Source organism: Streptomyces sp. NPDC005393 (assembly GCF_040606675.1).
GTDB lineage: Bacteria > Actinomycetota > Actinomycetes > Streptomycetales > Streptomycetaceae > Streptomyces.
In genome coordinates this window covers 214,320-230,778 of record NZ_JBEXFG010000003.1, presented here as the reverse complement: position 1 = coordinate 230,778, position 16,459 = coordinate 214,320, and the positions used below count along the sequence as shown (strand labels likewise).

The following is a 16,459-nucleotide window of genomic DNA, read 5'->3' as shown; positions in this document are numbered from 1 at the left end:
GGCGGCACCGGCGGATCCCGCCCGATCAGTGCTCGAGCACGGTGGGAAGGCCGAACAGCGGGAACAGCCGCTCGGTGTCCAGGAAGGAGTTGAGCCCGGTGATCCGGCCCGCTGATGTCTCGATGACCTGGAGTGCCCACGGTTCATGACCGCCGCCGGAGCCGCTCGGCCGGTACTGGCCGAAGGCGGGCATGCCGTTCGCCACGGTCGGGACCAGCCGCGAGCCGCGGCAGCCTATGCCGTGGCCCAGCAGCCACTGGCGGATGTCCTCGTGGCCGCGCAGCCACAGCTCGTACGGCGGCATGGACAGCGTGGCGTCCTCGTGGAGCAGGGCGGTGAGCGAGTCCAGGTCATAGCGCTCGAAGGCATCCACATAGCGGGCCAGCAGCTCGCGCTGCTCCTCGTCCAGCGGCTTGACCGGGTCGGCGTCGCTGACCTCGCTCGCGGCGAGGGTGGCGCGGGCGCGCTGAAGGGCGCTGTTGACCGACGCGACCGTGCTGCCCAGCAGCTCGGCGACCTCACTCGCCTTCCAGCCCAGCACCTCGCGCAGGATCAGCACCGCCCGCTGACGGGGCGCCAGGTGCTGCAGGGCGGCGATGAACGCGAGCCGCACCGAATCCCGCTGGGCGGCCACCTCGGCGGGGTCTCCCCCGTCCGCCAGCACCTGGCCGTCGGGCACCGGTCCGACCCAGGTGGCCTCCGGCTGCGCGGTGAGCGAGGCCGGGAAGGGGGTGGCCGCGGAGGTCAGGTCCATGGGGCGGGCCCGGCGCTTGGTGCCGCTCAGCATGTCCAGACAGACGTTCGTGGCGATGCGGTACAGCCATGACCGCAGCGCCGACCGGCCCTCGAAGCGGTCGAGGCCCCGCCAGGCGCGCACCATCGTCTCCTGGACGGCGTCCTCGGCCTCGAAGGCGGATCCCAGCATCCGATAGCAGTAACCGGTCAGCTGCACCCGGTACGGCTCCAGCTGCAGCTCGACACCGGCCTTGCCGTCCACTGCCGCGACATCACTCATGGAAGGCTCCCTGCCGCGCGGCGACGCACCCGATCGCCACACCTACCATCGTTCTCCGGTTTCCCATGAGGGCAAAGTAGCGGGCGGGTCCGACAATCCGCTCGACGTGCGGAAACGCGCCACATCGCGGGACAGGACGGTGTCCGGGCCCGGCGCCGGGGCCTTCTCAGGCGACCGGGCGGGCGGTGACCGTCGGGGCGTGCTCCTGGTGCCCACCGCTGGCGATCATCCGCACCTCGGCACGGTCGCTGATCTCCGCCCGCACGATGCCGGTGTCATCCGCGTACACAGGGTGCCCGCCCGGACCGCTGCTGTCCGTACGGTGCACCACCACCACGTCCTCGGCTGCCGGGGCCAGGGCACCCTCGTCCACGAAGACCAGCTCATATCTCTCACGCCGCCCCATCACGGCCTCCTCCCGCGCCAACCCACTCCCCATCTTCCCAAACCGGGACATTCAACACTATCGAACGCACCCGGCACCGCAAGGCCTCGGACGGGACCGGGAGCGGGTGTACCCATCGCGATCCGGCCCCCGGCACAGGGGGACGGGCGAGGCAGTACGCAGGGTGGCGTCGTCACCCCATATCCGCTCGATCCGGGATTTTCGGGCCGCCCACCGACCCCATCGAGAGAGACGTCTGCCCCGAAAAGTACAAGAAGGGCACCCTCTTCTTTTCGCCGCACCCGGCGGGATATCCATGAGAAAGCGGCCGGGGAGCCGCCGCACGACGACGGCAGGCGGACCTCACACCATGAGCGACACGGCGGAGAAGGCCGAGGGGCGGGACGGCTGGTTCGTGGACGACCGCTGCACGAACTGCGATGTGGCCCGGCAGCTCGCCCCGGAGCTCATCGGCGAGATCGACGGCCGCTCGCGGATGCTGCGCCAGCCGCGTGACGCGGCGGAGACCGGGCGGCTGCACTCCGCCGCGTTCGCCTGCCCCACCCGGTCGATCCGCCACCCCGGAGGGCGCCTCGACCCCGCCCTTGACCCGTTCCCGCTGGAGCTGGACGACACCGTGCTGCTGTGCGAGTGGCTGCTGCCGGGCCACGGTGACCGACGCCGCCTGGCCGCCGCCGAGATGGCCCACCGCATGAGGGAACTGACCGCGCGTGGCGGAGTTGCGGCCCCGTCCGGTCGACTTCACCGCCGTCCGCTGGTGAACCCGGCGAGGAGCCGTCGAAACGCCACCCCTTGCCTTCCTTCGCGCACCCCGGACCGTACACCGCGGGCTCCGCAGCCCGCGACGCCCGGCCGGTACTCTGGAGACGTCTCCTCCCGTCATCGCGCGATCGCCGCGTACCGGATCTCCAGCGTCATCCCGGGCGGTCGCCACCGCAAACCGGCAGGCAGGGAGGTCATGATGAGCGGACACGCGCAGGCCTCACACATCGAGGGAACGCTCGTCGAGCGGGGCGACGCCGGGTACGAGAGCCTCTGGGCGAGCATGCTGTGGAACGGGCTCAAACCGGCGCGGTTTCCCGATGTGATCGTGCTGGCCGCGTCGGAGCGGGACGTCCCGGAAGCCGTCCGGCTGGCCCGGTCCCGGTCCTTGCGCGTCAGCGTACGGGCGGGCGGGCACAGTTGGTGCGGCTCGCCCCTGCGCGAGGGTGCCATGCTCATCGACCTGTCCCGGCTCCGCGGCCGCACGGTCGATCCGGACGCCCGCACCGCGGAGGTGCAGCCCGGTGTCACGGGGCGTGCACTCGTCTCGGAACTCGCCCGGTACGGCCTCGCCTTTCCCTTGGGGCACTGCCCGTCCGTCGCCCTCGGCGGATATCTGCTCGGCGGCGGTCTGGGCTGGAACCCCCGCGCCCTGGGGCCGGCGTGCGCCGGCGTTCTCGGGATCGAGGCCGTGACCGCGGACGGCGAAGTGGTCAGCTGCGACGCCGAGGAGAACCCGGATCTGTTCTGGGCGGCGCGCGGCGCGGGCCCCGGCTTCTTCGCGGTCGTCACCCGGTTCCGGCTGCGGCTGTACCCGCTTCCGTCGGCGATCACGACGACCGCGTACACCTTTCCCCGGGCGGACGTCGAGCCGGTGGCGCGCTGGATCGCCGATATCGAGGGCGAGTTGCCCGCGAGTGTCGAGCCGGGTCTGACCCTGGCCACCGCCGGTCCGGCCACCTCCACGGCATCGCCGAGGCCCACGGTGGTGTCCGTGACCGCCACCGCCTTCGCTGACTCACGGCAGGAGGCGGTCCGCTCGCTCGCCCCGCTCCGGGCCTGCCCCTTCGCCGAACGCGCCCTGGCCCGGAAGGAGGACGAGCCGACGTCCTTCGAGGCAATGTACGACGCCTCCGACGCGGTATGGCCCGCAGGGCATCGCTATGCGGTGGACACCCTGTGGTCGAACGAGGACCTGGGCACCCTGCTGGCGCTCTGCGGCGACGCGGTGGCCATGGCGCCGTCCGAGAAGTCCCTTGTCCTGGCGCCGCTCGCACCCGCCTCCCGGAATCCGGCGCACGTGCGGAACATGGTGTTCTCGGTACTGGGCGAGAACTACGTGATTCCGTACGCGGTCTGGGACGACCCCGACCAGGACGGGGCCAATCTCCGCTGGCTGCGCCGGACGATGGACACGCTGGAGCCGCTGGGCACGGGGCACTACATCGCCGAGGCCGATCTCACGGCGGGTCTGTCCCGGGCCGAGCGGTCCTTCACACCGGCCGATTGGGAGCGGCTGGAGGCGCTGCGGGCGCGCTATGACCCCGAGGGCGTCTTCCCCTCGTATCTGCCCCGCTGACCCGAGCCGTTGCGCTCCGCGCTCCGCGCTCCGTTCCGCTCAGGATGCCCCGGACCGTGACTCCTCCGGCTCGCGGACCACGCTCGCGGACCAGCGGCGCGAGCACCGGGCCGAACAGCGTGGCCGTGGCGATCGAGCCCAGGGTGATGGCCCAGGCGAGCGGGCCGAGCGGGGTGCAGTCGAAGAACTGGCTGACGCCCGGCGTCTGGATGATGGCGGCGAGGACCGCGGCGGAGCCGAGGCCCGCGATCAGCACATGCCGGTCCAGGCCGCCGGTGGCCAGGGTCTGCGCCAGCTGGGTGCCGACCAGGGCGGCGAGCGCGACCGTACCGGCCCGGCGTCTGGTGCCGGTCAGCCGCGCGCCCGTCCAGGCCAGACCGGCGCCGGCGGCCGTGATGACGCCGCGCAGCAGCATCTCCTTGGTGAGCGCGCGGCCCAGGGAGCGGCTGGGGCCTTCCCGCAACAGCCGTTCGCCGGTGTGCCCGGTGGGTTCGCGCACCGCGATGGCGAGCGCGGGCGCGAGGTCGGTGAGCAGATTGACCAGCATGATCTGCCGGGCGCTCAGCGGTGTACTGCCGGTGAGCGCGGAGGTGAGCACGCTGAAGGTGACCTCGCCGAAGTTGCCGCCGATGAGGATGGCGAGCGCGGCCCTGACCGAGGCCCACATGGCGCGCCCCTCCATCAGGGCCGAGACGATCGTCTCCAGCCGGTCGTCGGTGACGACCAGGTCGGCGGCGGCGGTCGCGGCGGGGGTGCCGCGCCGCCCCAGGGCGATGCCGACGTCCGCGAGCCGGATGGCGGGGGCGTCGTTTGCGCCGTCGCCGGTCATCGCCACGACCCGGCCGAGCCGCTGATACGCCTGGACGATACGGACCTTGTGGTGCGGGCTGCACCGGGCGATGACATCCACCGTCGGCAGCAGCTCGTCGAGCTCCTCGTCGTCCATCTCGTCCAGCTCCGGCCCGGTGCACACCTTCGGCTCGGCGACGTCCATGACGGTGGCCGCGATGGCGTCCGCGGTGGCCGGGTGGTCGCCGGTGAGCATCACGGTGTGCACCCCCGCCTCGCGCAGCCGCGCGGTGGCGGGGGCGGCGCTGGTACGGACGGGGTCGGCGAGGGCGATGAAACCGAGGAAGACCAGGTCCCGTACGGCCTCGTCGGTGAGCTCCTCGTCGTCCCGCATGGGGCGCTCGGCCACCGCCAGGACCCGCCGTCCGGCGCCGGCCAGCTCCTCGGCGGCCTTGGTCAACTCCTTGATCCCGGCGGCGTCCAGGGCGGTGGTGCCGGTCGTGCCCGCTATCCGCCGCCCGGTGCAGCGGCCCAGCACCGCTTCCGGCGCGCCCTTCACACTGAGCAGGGCGCCGTGTGCGGTGCGCCCCCCGGTGGCGTGGTAGGCGCGGGAGGGTTCGAAGGGCAGGGCGTCGGTGCGCCGCCAGCGGGGCGCGCCGCGGCGTGCGGCGACTCCGGCCCGGCGCGCCCCGGCGGTGACCGCTCGGTCGGTCTGGTGCGCCATGGGCTCGGACTGCCGGGCGGGCGGGGTGGCGCGCAGGGCGGCGGCGAGCACCGCCTTGCGGGAGGCGTCGAGCCGGTCGGCGGGCAGCGCGTCCACACCGTGGCTGACCGCCGCGAGCTGGAGATTGCCTTCGGTGAGGGTTCCGGTCTTGTCGAAGCACAGGACGTCGGCGCGGCCGAGCGCCTCGATGGTGCGGGGGTTGCGGACCAGGGCGCTGAGGTCGGCCAGGCGGCGGGCGGCGGCGAGTTGGGCCGCGTTGACGAGGAACGGAAGCCCTTCGGGTACGGAGGCGACGGCGAGGTTGACCGCCGAGGCGAGGTTCTCGGTGAGCGGAAGCCCGTGCAGCAGCCCCGCTCCGGAGACGGCGGCGGCGGATCCGATCGCGATGGGCAGGCTGGCCCGGGTGAGCTTGGTCAGACGGGCCTCGACACCGGTCACAGGGGCGGCCTGGCGGGCGGTGGCCAGGCTCCGGCCGACCTCGGTGGAGGGTCCGGTCGCCACGACGACGGCCAGAGCCCGGCCGGCGGAGACGGTGGTGCCCTCGAAGAGCATCGAGCAACGCTGGGTGATGTGCGCGGCCACGACCGGCGCCGGGTCCTTGCGGACGGGGAGGGATTCGCCGGTCAGCGAGGACTCGTCGACCTCGAGGCCGTCGGCTTCCAGCAGCCGGCAGTCGGCGGGCACCACGTCCTCGGGGCGCAGCACGATGATGTCGCCGGGGACCAGGTCTCCGGCGGTGACCAGGCGTTCCGTACCGCCGCGGCGCACCCGGGCGCCGATCGCGGACCGGGCGAACAGCTCGGACAGGGCCCGTTCGGTCCTGACCCGCTGGAAGCCGCCGACGAGCGCGGAGGTGGCGGTGATGGCGGCCACGAGGGCGGCGTCGGTGCGCGACCCCACGGCGGCGGCCAGGGCGGCCCCGGCGGCGAGGACGGGGGTCAGCGGGTTGGCCAGCTCCTCGATGAACGCCGCGGGCAGGCTGGTGCGGGCCGGCTCGCCTCTGCTCGGCCCCTCCCCGGACCGGGCGGCGGCCTCCTCGGGGGTCAGGCCGTCGGGCCGGGTGCCCAGGCGCTCCAGCACCCGGGGGACGGGCATCAGATGCCAGGGGACGGTGGTCACCGGCGGGTCCATGGGGCGGGCGAGGAGCTGGCGTACGCGCCAGGTGCCGAGGAAGAAGGCCACGGTCCCGGCGGCGTTGCCGGCCCCTGTGCCGCGTGCCGCCGCCTGGTCCGGCGGAGCCTGGAGCGCGGCGACGGCGCCGACGGCGCTGCCGCCCGCCGACAGCAGGGTGCTCTCCCGGTCGACCCGCGCGGCCACGCCCACGGCGTCCACGATGAGCCCGGCCGACTCCAGGTCCGCGCTGACGAGCAGATGGGCGCCCCAGGCCGGGGGCTCGCCCTCGCGGTGCACTCCGACGCCGCAGTCGGCCGCTCCCAGCGCCCGGCGGTTGCCGGAGAGGAGCAGGACGACCGCTCCGTCGGCCTGCAGGCCGCGTACGGTGGCCACCAGCCGGCCTCCGGCGGGCGCCACCGCGTCGGCGAAGGTGACGGCGGGGTCCGGCCGGTCGGTGGCCAGGACGATCCGGGCCCCCGCCCGGCGGGCGGCGGCCGCCACGGCCTCCGCGCCGGGAACGGTCTGCGCGGCCAGCCCCACCACCGCCTGGAGCCGCCGCCCCCGGGCCAGGCCGAGCACCCGCTCGCTGCCCCTCCGGCGGAGCCTCGCCGCGGTGTGCCGGCCCGTGCGGCCCGTGAGGTCGAGCCGGTCCAGCGGGCCGAGCACCCATCCGTTGTCGCGGTGGACCTCCAGGGGCTCGTCGGGGTCGAAGAGGCCGAAGAGCCGCTCGGTGGTCCGCTCGGGGTCCGCGCCGCCGAGGAGTTCCAGGTCGACGGGTTCGTACTGGTCGCTGCGCAGCGCCGCCTCGTCCAGCACCACGGTGTCGACCTGTCCCAGCCGCCGCAGGGCGCTGCGGTCCATGGCCAGTACGCCGCGCAGCGCCAGGAACTGGCCGAGGCTGGTCGCGAACCCCTCCCGCCCGGCCCCGGGGGCCTTCGGCACCGACGAGAACGCCACAGCCAGGCCGCGGCGCGGGCCGGCGAAGGGGACGGCGAGGGCGCCGGCCACCGCCCCGGCAGCCATGGAGCGCTCCGCGAAGCGCTCCACGCGGTCTCTCGGGGGCGGTCCGGGCCGCTCGACGACGATCGGATCGGCCTCCACGTCCTGCGGTCCGTGGACCAGCTGGGGCTCCATCGCCGCCCATGCCTCGCCCTCCGCGCCGGCCTCCCGCCACAGGGCCGTGCGCTGGAAGATGTCCAGCGCGAGGCCCCCGCCCTGGGTGGCCACGCCCTGGGTCAGCGCGCTGAGCACGGGCAGGCCCGCGTCGGTCGCCTCCCCGCCGGTGATGGCGAGGGCCAGCCGCCGCAGTCGCGGGTGGTGCTGGACGACGGACATGCCCGCGGCCACCTCGGTCGGCAGCTTGAGCCACGGGGCCAGCCGCAGGGCGGTGGCGACGCTCAGGCCCACGACGTCGGCGGCCAGCACGGAGAGGGACTGGGCCGTCCTCGGCCCGCCGGAGGGGTGGCGCGGCTCGGGGGACCACTCGTCGAACTCCTCGGCGTGCGCGGCGGCGCCGTGCGCCTCCGCGCGCTCGACCCGGGCGATCAGTTCCGACTCACGCGGGGGCGGGCTCGTCACGGCCACCACGACCCGCTCGGAGGGCGCGTTGACCCGTGCCCACTGCACCCGGGGGTGCTCTTCGAGGGCTTGTTCCACGCGGCGCGCCACCTGCTCGCCGCCGATGCCGTGCACGCCACGGACCTCGATGTAGTAGCGCCCCGGGTAACCCCAGACCCCGCGTCTGTCCGGCCGGATCAGCCGGCCGAAGGCGTCGACCGCGCCGCGTACCCCCTCAGCCAGCCCGCCGGAGAGGGGCCTCACCAGCGAGGGCGTCGGCATACGCAGCACTGACAGCCATGACATCGGCGAGACCTCCGCTCCCCGGGCAGCTTGCCCGGTTCATCCCGATTACCCTGAAAGAGGCAGAAGATTCCGACGCCAAGTACGTGTGGACGTGAGACCAGTGACCACTCCCACCACTTCTCGCAAGCGCGGCTCCTCGGGGACCGCGAAGGCATCGGCGCGCACCGGCGGCAGGACGGCGAAGCCCCAGTCCGCGCAGGCCAAGAAGACCACCACACCAGCGAAGACGGCCAGGAAGACGGCCGGGAAGTCGACTCCGGCGAAGAAGTCGCCACAGGGCAAGAAGTCGCCAGAAGAGGGCAAGAAGTCGCCAGAGGCCAAGAAGCCGACGACGGGCGACAGGGCGACGACGGCCAGGAAGGGGACGACGGCGAAGGCCGCCGCGGCGGTGAAGACCACCCGGAGCGACGGCAAGCGCAGCGTCACCTTCACCGTGCCCACACTGGACACGGTCGGGCACGCCACGAAGGACACCCTCGGCAGCGTCGGGGAGGTCACCAAGGGCACGCTCGGAAACGTCGGCCATGTCACGGGCCGCGCGGCGAGCGGCGCCGTGAACGCGGCGATGGCGCCGATCGCGATGGCCCGCCGGGTGCTGCCCGCCAAGGGCGGACTGCCCCTGTACGTGGGGCTCGGCGCGCTGGGCGCCGCGGAGGTGCTCGAATGGCCGGTGGCCGTGGGGATCGGCGTCGGCTACGCGGTGCTGCGCAAGGGCGGGATCATGGCCCCGCCGTCCGAGACCCGTCAGGCGGCATAGGAGCTGCCGCCGCGAGCGCCGCCGCACCGCCACCCCGGCGGGCGGCAGGCGCACCTCGGCCCTCCGCCACAGGCGCCTTCTCGCACGGCCCGGCCGTCCTGCCCGTTCGGGCAGCAAACGGGCACGACTCTTCTCGATACGGGCAGCGGAAAAGGCCCAGAGTGTTGGTATACACCAAGAAGCGGACTTCACACCCGTGCCATGAACTCCCCCCGGGGACCGTTCCCTTGCCGGTTCCGAGGCGAGCCGGACGGCCGCGACCTGGGGGATTCGCACGATGTTCGCACGATGACGGCGTCCACTTCGTTGGTGAAACGACAGGAAGCGGTGACACCCCTTGGCCCTCCCCCACAGCGCTCAGGCAGCCCCCGGAGCGCCCGGAGCGCCCGGACAAGCGGTGCCGCCCACCGCGCGGCACGCCACTGGAATGGCCACCCTCGCCCCGGATCTCCATGTGCTGGCCGGAGACGACGACTTCTTCCGGCACTTCGGCGGCTCCTCGGCCGATCTGTGCGGTCGCAATCTCTTCGAGTTGCTGCACCCCAGCGCGCCCTCCGTACTACGGGAGCACTTCTCGCGGCTGCACGACGGGCGGCGCACCCGCTTCACCGAGCGCGTCGTCGGATACCGCTCACGGGGCGGGGTGTTCTCGGGCAAGCTGACCGGTACGGCCATCCAGGGCCGGTCCGACCGGCTGTCGGCCATCGTCGTCCTGGTGAAGCCGGATGACGAACGGGCCGATGACGAGCTCACCCCCCATTGCGGGAAGCTGCTGTCGCCGCTGGAGGCCCGGATACTCGAAGGGGTGGCCACGGGCGCCTCGACCGTGCAGATGGCCGCCAAGCTCTATCTCAGCCGGCAGGGCGTCGAGTACCACGTGGGGTCGATGCTGCGGAAGATGAAGGCGCCCAACCGCGCCGCCCTGGTCGCGCGCGCCTACGCGGCGGGCATGCTGACCGTGGGCACCTGGCCGGCCCGGGTGCTCCCGGACTTTGTGAAGTAGCCCCGTTCCACCATCCACGCGACGGCGGTCGCGCCGCGCCGTCCCGCGTCCGGGCGGCCTGAGTTCCGCGGTCATCGCGCCAGGGCGCGTCCGGCGCTCAGTAGGCTGGGACGGCCATGCACTCCTTCCCCTCCGAGCGGCGCCCGCCGCGGCCGCGCCCTGGCCACCGGCTTCCACGCGGCGTTGTCTCCACTCTGCTCGCCGTGAGCGCTGCCGTGGGGGCCGCCGGCTGCGCGCCCCAGGGCGGGGTGCGGGACGACGGCACCGCGCCCACGCTGTCGGCGCCCAGCAGCGCCGTACCGCTGTGGCCCGGCTACACCCCGCCGTTCCTGCCCGCGGCCACCAAGCCGCCCTCCTCCAAGCGCTATCTGCCCGTCAAGAACGTCCAGGTGCCCGCGCGCGGGCTGGCCGCCCTGTCCGCGAAGACGCTGCTGGAGCACGACCCCAATGTGCCGGAGGCCGTGCACAAGGTGGTCTCCACGTGCACGGCCGGCGGCTGCCCGCTGCGCGACGCCGTCCGCCGTGATCTGACCGGCGACGGCCGGGCCGAGATGGTGGTGGCGGTCGATCTGCCGGAGTTCGAGCGGACGCTGCTCCAGGTCTACTCCGCGGCCCCGGGCCGCACGGTCCGCCTGGTGCTGATCTACTGGGGCCCGCTGGGGCTCACGGGCGACACCTTCGGCCGCGATCTGCTCATCACCGCCACCGGCAACGATGGCCGGTTCACCACCCGCTTCCGCTGGAACGGTGATGTCATGGCGGCCGTCACTCCCGAGGGTGCCGCCGATCCCCCGCGGCCCGCGGACGGCGGCATCACACCAGGTACGGGCCCGAGTACGGATACGAGGACGACACCATGACCCCCGCGTTCACCCCGCACGGTCCCGCCCCCGGCTCCGCGACCGAGGCGCGTCTGCTGCTGGTCGAGGACGACGAGGTGATCCGTAACACGGTGCGGATGTCCCTGGAGCGGTACGGCTTCACGGTGTTCACCGCGGGCGACGGGCTCACCGGTCTGGAGGTCTTCCGCGAGGAACAGCCCGATCTGCTGCTTCTGGACATCATGCTGCCGGAGCTGGACGGCATCGGACTGTGCCGCAGGGTCCGGGAGTTCAGCCTGGCGCCGATTCTGATGATGTCCGCGCGCGGCGACGCCCTGGACGTCGTCTCCGGTCTGGAGGCGGGCGCCGACGACTATGTGGTCAAGCCGTGCGAGAGCGCGGTCCTGGTCGCCCGGATCCGCTCGCTGCTGCGCCGGGTCTCCTTCGCCCCCGCCGCCCGCGGCGCGCGCGACGCCGGGGCGGACGGGACGGACCCGGCGGAGGGGACGGACACGCTCGTCTTCGGCGATCTGACCATCGACACCCGCGGTATGGAGGTGTGCCGCGCCGGGCAGCCGCTGGCCCTGACCCCGACCGAGCTGCGGATGCTGCTGGAGTTCGCCGCCTCGCCCGGTGTGGTGCTCGAACGCCGTACGCTGCTGAGCCGGGTCTGGGACCATGCGTGGCAGGGCGACACCCGCGTGGTCGACCTCCATGTGCAGCGGCTGCGGGCGAAGATAGGCGCCGAACGGATCGAGACGGTCCGCGGCTTCGGCTACAAGCTGCGGCGCTGACGATGACGCTCAGATGGCGGATCGTGGCGCTGGTGGCCGCGGCGACCTGCGCCGCCGCGGCGGCGGTCGGGGTTCTGGTGCACAACGCCTCGCGCGAGCGCGAGCTCTCGCGGGCGCGTGACGCCGCTCGCACCACACTCGACCGGGCCGCGCTCACCTATGCCCGCACCGGCGGGGTCCAGGGCTCGGGCGCGGTCCTGGAGGCCCCGGCGCTCCCGGGGGGCCTGCGGCGCCTGGTGGGCAAGGGGCACCAGGGCACCGAGTTTGTCAACGGTCCGGGTGGGCCCGCGATGTGGGCGGCCCGGCCCGCGGGCGGCCAGACCCTCTCCGTACGCATCGATATGAGCACCTCGATGCGGAACATCGGCGCACTCGACACCAACATCATTCTGGCCGGTCTGGTGACCACCACCGTGGTACTGCCGCTGGGCGTGCTGACCGCCGAGCGGATGAGCCGGCGGCTGCGGACCGCGGCCGCCACCGCGCGCCGGATCGCGGCCGGCGATCTGGACGCCCGGATCTCCGCCGCTACGCGCCCGCACGACGAGATCGCCGAGATCTCCGGCGCCGTGGACTCGATGGCCGCCGCGCTGCAGGAGCGGCTGCTGAGCGAGCAGCGGTTCACCGCCGATGTGGCGCATGAGCTGCGCACCCCGCTGATGGGCCTGGTCACCGCCGCCGAGCTGCTCCCACCCGGTGAGGCGGCGGGATACGTGCGCGACCGGGTGCGGGTGCTGAGCACCCTGGTCGAGGATCTGCTGGAGATCTCTCGGCTGGACGCGGGGGCGGAGGAGGCGGATCTGTCCCCCTGCCCGCTCGGGCCCGTCCTCGATGAGGTCATCGCGCGTACAGGGCTCGCCGTACGGCTGCGGACCGGCGAGGAGGAGGGCGTACGGGACGGGGAGGGCCCGAAGGTGTGGACGGACCCCCGCCGCCTGGAGCGCATCGTGGCCAACCTCGTGGCCAACGGCCACCGTCATGGCCGGGAACCGGTCGAGGTGACGGTGGCGGCGGATGGCAGCACGGTGACCGTGCGCGACCACGGCTCCGGCTACCCGGACGATCTGCTGGAGAAGGGCCCGCAGCGGTTCCGTACCGGCGTCCGGGAACGCGGCCGGGGCCATGGCCTCGGGCTGACCATCGCGGCGGGGCAGGCCCAGGTCATCGGCGCCACGCTGGAGTTCGGCAACGCATCCGACGGCGGCGCGATCGCCACGTTGCGCCTTCCCGAGGGCCCGGGGCCCGGGCCGATACACGGCTGATACACAGTTGAGCGGTAGTCGAGGCAGGGTCGAGACCCGCCTTTGCGGTTCCGAAGATATTCACTGCCGAGGATGACGGCGGCCCCTGCGAACCACTCGCGGCAGGGATCGACGGAGGTGCTCCCGGTATGACAAGTCCGCTGACAGCCCTGCGCACCCGGCGTAAGCCGGACCGGGCGGAGACGGCGGAGGACGCCAGGCCCCCGGGCCGGCGTCGGAGGCAGGGGACCAGGGGGAAGAAGCAACGCACGGGCATACGGCGCTTCTTCACCTGGCGCAGGGTGCTGGCGTACATCATCGCCCTGTGCGCCCTGCTGATCGGGGCGTTCACCGTGCTCTACTACTCCATCGACATACCCAAGGCCAACGCCCAGGCGAAGGCGCAGAGCAACGTCTACAAGTACGCCGACGGAACGATCCTCGCCCGCACCGGCGAGATCAACCGTGAGATGGTCCCGATCAGCCGGGTGCCCAAGGTCGTGCAGCGGGCGTTCGTCGCGGCCGAGAACAAGTCCTTCTACCAGGACTCCGGCGTCGACCCGATGGGCGTCCTGCGCGGACTGGTCAACACGGTGGCGGGAAAGGGCGCCCAGGGCGGTTCGACCATCACCCAGCAGTACGTCAAGAACTACTACCTCAGCCAGGAGCAGACGGCCACCCGCAAGATCAAGGAGCTGGTGATCTCGCTCAAGGTCGACCAGCGCAACTCCAAGGACGACATCCTCGCCGGGTATCTGAACACCAGCTACTTCGGGCGGATCGCCTATGGCATCCAGGCCGCGGCCCGTGCGTACTACGACAAGGACGTCGAGGACCTCAGCGTCGAAGAGGGCGCGTATCTGGCGGCGCTGGTGCAGGCCCCCAGCCAGTACGACTGGGCGGTCGCGAGCCCCCAGGGGAAGCGGCTGGTCACCCAGCGCTGGAACTATGTGCTGAACAATATGGTCGACATGCACTGGCTGGACCCGGCCGCGCGGCAGCGGATGCGCTTCCCCGTGCCGATCGCCCCTGACCCCGCCCCCGGTCTCGGCGGCCAGGCCGGGTATCTCGTCGACGCCGCCGGGAACGAGCTCATCGCCGCGGGCGTCAGCGAGCAGGAACTCGCCGCCGGCGGCTGGACCGTCACCCTCAACGTCGACCCGGCCAAGCAGCAGGCACTGGAGGACTCGATGCGCAAGGGGCTCGACGCCTCGGCCACGGGCAAGCAGGCGCGTAAGGACGCCGCCGACACCCAGGGCGGCGCGGTCTCGGTGGACCCGAAGACCGGCCGGGTGCTGGCGCTCTACGGCGGCCGGGACTACACCAAGCACTATCTCTCCAACGCGACCCGCGGCGACTACCAGGTCGGCGCCGTCTTCCAACCGGTCAACAACGCCACGGCGGCAGAGCTCAAACTGCGGAACAGCCAGAGCGGCGACGGAACGGCGGAGGTGAAACGGACCGCCGTGGCCCTGGGCATGGACCCGGACGGCGGCGGCTTCGACACCCAGCAGTCGGTGGCGCTGGGGCTGATGGGGTCGAGCCCCCTCAGGATGGCCGGGGTCTATGCCTCCTTCGACAACCAGGGCCGGCGGGTCACCCCGACCATCGTGAGGTCCGCGCAGCGCGGTGACGAGAGGGCCGGACCGCCGAAGGCCCTGGGCGATCAGGCGGTCCACCGCACGACGGCCTCCGTCGTCACCTTTGGTCTGATCGAAGGCGACGGGCCGTCCGCGGCACGCGCCGCCAAACGGCCGGTCGCGGGCAAGACCGGTGTCTCCGACGACAAGAAGGCGTCCTGGTTCATCGGCTACACCCCGGATCTGGTCACCGCCGTCGCCCTGTTCGGCGAGGACGCCAGGAACCAGAAACAGATCCGGCTGAAGGACACCGGCACGAAGCGCGTCGCGGGGATCTGGACCGCCTACACCGACGCGGCGCTGCGCGGTACGCCCGGGTCCTCGTTCAACCTGGACGTGGAGCCGGGGACGGGGGAGGTGCCGTCCCCGGAGTTGCCCTCCGGGCTACCGCAGGGCCAGCGCGGCGGCCCCGCCGCTGAGGACCGCGCCGCCGAGAAGGCAGAATGATGCCGAAGAACGGCAGCGCGATGATGTTCACCTCGGGATGGCCGAAGAACCAGAAGAGGTGCTGCCAGAGCAAGGCGCCACCATTGGCCGCGGTCCGGCACCGTTCGGATCGTCACCGGGACGGCCCCTGGCGTATCGCCTTCTCCCGGGTGTGACGATCGGGGACGTGCCGGACACCTACGGATCATGAGCACCGACGACGCCGTTCGGGTTCACCCCCGGCCACGGGGCCCGGTATCTGGTCGTCCTCGATCCGGACGACGGGAGGTGCTGGACATCGAGGAGACGGTCACCCGGGACGGTCCCGCATACCGGATCAAGGCGGGCGAGGTGATGTCCTACTCGGCCTGGATGTGAGGGCCGGACGGGTCACGGGAGGCGGGTCAGGAGGCCTCCGGCTGGCAGTGCGGGCACCAGACGCTGGTCCGCCCCGCGATCCGGGTGCGCCGCAGCGGGTGGCCACAGCGCGGGCAGTGCGGGTCCGGGTCGTCACGGTGGCCGGTGAGCCAGCTCGGGCGGGCGGGTATCTCCTCCGCCCGCACCGAGGTGCGCAGCACCTCGCGCATCGCGGTGTGCAGCCGCCGGCGTTCGTCGGTGGTCAGCGCGCTCGTGGGGCGTCGCGGATGGATCCGGGCCCGCCACAGGATCTCGTCGCTGAGCAGATTGCCAAGCCCGGCGACCACGGACTGATCGGTCAGCGTGGACTTGATGCCGCCGCGCCGCCCCTCGAGGCGCTTGTCGAAGTCGGCCCGGCTCAGGGTCAGGGCATCCGGGCCCTGCTCGCCGAGGATCCGGTCGGTGTCGGCTTCGGTGGCCGCGAGCCAGATGCCCCGCAGCTTGCGCTGGTCCTCGTAGCCGAGCCGGTGTCCGTCGTCGAGGGCGAGGGCGACGCGCTCGAACCGGCCGGGCGGATCGGTCGCCGCGCCGCAGACCAGTCGGCCGGTCATGCCGAAGTGCAGCAGGACCGTGGGGCCGTCGGTGGGGGCGATCAGCCACTTGCCGTGCCGCCGCGGCTCCGCGAAGCGGCGGCCCTTCAGGTCCCGGTTCAGCCGCTGCGGGGTCACCCCGTGCAGCACCCCCGGGTCGGCCACCTCGACGCGCTCGACGCGACGGCCCCGCGCGCAGGAGGCCAGCGTGTGCCGGAAGCCCTCGACGTCCGGTAGCTCGGGCATAGCGCCAGATTACGACCCATTCGCACGGTGTGCATGTATGGCGGCCGAGCGCAAAGCGCGGATCGGCGGCGATCTCTACGAGGCGATGGGCACCCGCTACGGGGTCCGGCTGATCGTCGGGGATGTACGGGGCAAGGGGCTGGCGGCGGTGCGCTCCGCCGCGGCCGTCCTGGGCGCCTTCCGGGAGGCCGTGCACTACGAGCGGGACCTGACCGAGGTGATGCGCCGCCGCACGGCTGCCCTGGAGCGCGAGTACGAGCTGCTGACGACGCGGCGATGATCCTCATCGAGCGGGCCATCGGGGGGCGGGGCGGCCTCTCCTCCAGGCGGCGG

At 73.0% G+C, this 16,459-nt stretch carries 11 protein-coding genes and 2 pseudogenes; 8 read left to right on the top strand and 5 right to left on the bottom strand.

Annotation, left to right across the window (positions count from 1 at the left end; translation table 11 throughout):
- Positions 1 to 25: 25 nt before the first annotated feature.
- Positions 26 to 1,015: a sigma-70 family RNA polymerase sigma factor gene (locus ABZS71_RS05545; protein ID WP_355845719.1), complete on the bottom strand. Its 990-nt coding sequence runs from the start codon at positions 1,013 to 1,015 to the stop codon at positions 26 to 28.
- Positions 1,016 to 1,181: 166 nt separating this feature from the next.
- Positions 1,182 to 1,421 carry a DUF6296 family protein gene (locus ABZS71_RS05540; protein ID WP_355845722.1) on the bottom strand — a complete coding sequence of 80 codons (240 nt, stop codon included), beginning with the start codon at positions 1,419 to 1,421 and terminating at the stop codon, positions 1,182 to 1,184.
- Positions 1,422 to 1,770: 349 nt separating this feature from the next.
- Here ABZS71_RS05540 and ABZS71_RS05535 point away from each other — a divergent pair, with 349 nt between their 5' ends.
- Positions 1,771 to 3,762, top strand: coding sequence for an FAD-binding protein (locus tag ABZS71_RS05535; protein ID WP_356207779.1), 1,992 nt, complete (start codon positions 1,771 to 1,773; stop codon positions 3,760 to 3,762).
- On the opposite strand, the gene ABZS71_RS05530 is transcribed toward ABZS71_RS05535, so the two are convergent.
- A complete protein-coding gene (locus tag ABZS71_RS05530) occupies positions 3,677 to 8,251 on the bottom strand; it encodes a cation-transporting P-type ATPase (protein ID WP_356207778.1) in 4,575 nt (1,524 codons plus the stop codon). The two genes, ABZS71_RS05535 and ABZS71_RS05530, sit on opposite strands and share 86 nt — an antisense overlap.
- A 100-nt stretch (positions 8,252 to 8,351) precedes the next feature.
- Here ABZS71_RS05530 and ABZS71_RS05525 point away from each other — a divergent pair, with 100 nt between their 5' ends.
- The 6 genes from ABZS71_RS05525 to ABZS71_RS05500 all read left to right on the top strand — a co-directional run bounded on the left by ABZS71_RS05525 (position 8,352) and on the right by ABZS71_RS05500 (position 14,954).
- Positions 8,352 to 9,008 (top strand): hypothetical protein, encoded by a 657-nt coding sequence (locus ABZS71_RS05525; RefSeq protein WP_356207776.1) that lies wholly within the window; start codon positions 8,352 to 8,354, stop codon positions 9,006 to 9,008.
- A gap of 427 nt (positions 9,009 to 9,435) precedes the next feature.
- The gene (locus tag ABZS71_RS05520; RefSeq protein ID WP_355845735.1) at positions 9,436 to 10,011 is read left to right on the top strand and encodes a LuxR C-terminal-related transcriptional regulator; all 576 of its coding nucleotides are present in this window, start codon (positions 9,436 to 9,438) and stop codon (positions 10,009 to 10,011) included.
- Between the two features lie 203 nt (positions 10,012 to 10,214).
- Positions 10,215 to 10,871, top strand: coding sequence for a hypothetical protein (locus ABZS71_RS05515; RefSeq protein ID WP_356207775.1), 657 nt, complete (start codon positions 10,215 to 10,217; stop codon positions 10,869 to 10,871).
- Entirely contained in the window at positions 10,868 to 11,626 is a 759-nt protein-coding gene (gene cseB / locus ABZS71_RS05510) for a two-component system response regulator CseB (protein ID WP_355845741.1), read from the top strand. The genes ABZS71_RS05515 and cseB overlap by 4 nt, the downstream gene beginning before the upstream one ends.
- A gap of 2 nt (positions 11,627 to 11,628) precedes the next feature.
- Positions 11,629 to 12,888 (top strand): HAMP domain-containing sensor histidine kinase, encoded by a 1,260-nt coding sequence (locus tag ABZS71_RS05505; RefSeq protein ID WP_356207773.1) that lies wholly within the window; start codon positions 11,629 to 11,631, stop codon positions 12,886 to 12,888.
- 128 nt (positions 12,889 to 13,016) lie between these two features.
- Complete coding sequence (locus ABZS71_RS05500) at positions 13,017 to 14,954, top strand: transglycosylase domain-containing protein (RefSeq protein WP_356207772.1); 1,938 nt, start codon at positions 13,017 to 13,019, stop codon at positions 14,952 to 14,954.
- Here the strand turns inward: ABZS71_RS05500 and ABZS71_RS05495 are convergent.
- Positions 14,950 to 15,045 (bottom strand): annotated as a pseudogene (locus ABZS71_RS05495) (cbb3-type cytochrome c oxidase subunit I); the annotation flags it as partial. The gene ABZS71_RS05500 and the pseudogene ABZS71_RS05495 sit on opposite strands and share 5 nt — an antisense overlap.
- Positions 15,046 to 15,337: 292 nt before the next feature.
- Positions 15,338 to 16,126, bottom strand: a complete 789-nt coding sequence (locus ABZS71_RS05490; RefSeq protein WP_356207771.1) for a DNA-formamidopyrimidine glycosylase family protein — start codon at positions 16,124 to 16,126, stop codon at positions 15,338 to 15,340.
- A gap of 37 nt (positions 16,127 to 16,163) precedes the next feature.
- On the opposite strand from ABZS71_RS05490, the pseudogene ABZS71_RS05485 reads away from it, so the two are divergent.
- Positions 16,164 to 16,379 (top strand): annotated as a pseudogene (locus ABZS71_RS05485) (SpoIIE family protein phosphatase); the annotation flags it as partial.
- Between the last annotated feature and the right edge of the window lie 80 nt (positions 16,380 to 16,459).